This is a genomic window from Streptococcus sanguinis (assembly GCF_020729765.1).
Taxonomy (GTDB): Bacteria; Bacillota; Bacilli; order Lactobacillales; family Streptococcaceae; genus Streptococcus; species Streptococcus sanguinis_Q.
Genome location: NZ_JAJEPD010000062.1, coordinates 1 through 1,120, shown reverse-complemented (window position 1 = coordinate 1,120; position 1,120 = coordinate 1). Strand labels below are relative to the sequence as shown.

The window sequence follows — 1,120 nt, the reverse complement described above, 5'->3', positions numbered from 1 at the left end:
TAGAGATATCTGAAAAACGGATGGTAGCTTAATGGAAATCCAAGATTATACTGATAGTGAATTCAAACATGCTCTAGCACGGAATCTTCGTTCTCTGACAAGAGGAAGAAAGTCCAGTAAGCAACCTATAGCGATTTTGCTTGGAGGGCAAAGTGGTGCTGGTAAGACTACAATTCATCGTATTAAACAGAAAGAATTTCAAGGAAATATTGTTATCATAGATGGCGATAGTTTTCGTTCCCAGCATCCACACTATTTAGAACTGCAGCAAGAATATGGCAAAGATAGTGTAGAATACACCAAAGATTTTGCAGGGAAAATGGTAGAGTCTTTAGTAACCGAATTGAGTCATTTGGGATACAATCTTTTGATAGAGGGAACTTTACGAACAATTGATGTTCCAAAGGAAACAGCACAACTCTTGAAAAGTAAGGGATATGAAGTACAATTAGCCATAATCGCAACAAAGCCCGAATTGTCCTATTTGAGCACCCTTATTCGATACGAAGAATTGTACGCTATCAATCCAAATCAAGCACGCGCAACTCCAAAAGAACACCATGATTACATTGTGAACCATTTGGTTGAGAATGTCCGAGAGTTAGAGAACGAACAACTCTTCAAGCAGATTCAAATTTATCAAAGGAATAGAAATTGTGTCTATGATTCTGAAACAGATGAAGGTTCAGCTGCCGATGTTCTCCAAGAATGCMTTTTTGGAAAATGGAGTAAGGTGGAAGAGGAGATGATGAAGATGGGAAGGGAACAGTTGAGGGAGTTGAAAGTTAAAGGAGAGTAATGAGTGGCTGGGAAAAAGAATAATGCGACATCTAGTTGGAGTGGGTATAATCATCAAGGTCAGGTTGGTATTTTTSTTGCGTTGAAAGAACTAAGTGAGTTGCTTCAAAAAGATGAAGATTTCTGTAACTACTATGTTCAATTTGAAAAAGAAGATGGTGAAGATATAGACATAGTACAGGGTGACATCGTTATTTCAAGACATCTTCTTTTTCAAATTGAACATAGTAGTTACAGAAATCTTCATCTTTTTGAAGCAACTCACTTAGTTCTTTCAACGCAAGAAAAATACCAACCTGACCTTGATGATTATACCCACTCC

Annotated in this window: 1 protein-coding gene and 1 pseudogene; both read left to right on the top strand. The window is 37.5% G+C overall.

Annotated elements, in window-relative coordinates:
- The first annotated feature begins 31 nt into the window (after positions 1-31).
- Positions 32-799: a type II toxin-antitoxin system toxin PezT gene (gene pezT / locus K4H96_RS08850; protein WP_227956472.1), complete on the top strand. Its 768-nt coding sequence runs from the start codon at positions 32-34 to the stop codon at positions 797-799.
- A gap of 3 nt (positions 800-802) precedes the next feature.
- A pseudogene (locus K4H96_RS08845) lies at positions 803-1,120 on the top strand (hypothetical protein); the annotation flags it as partial.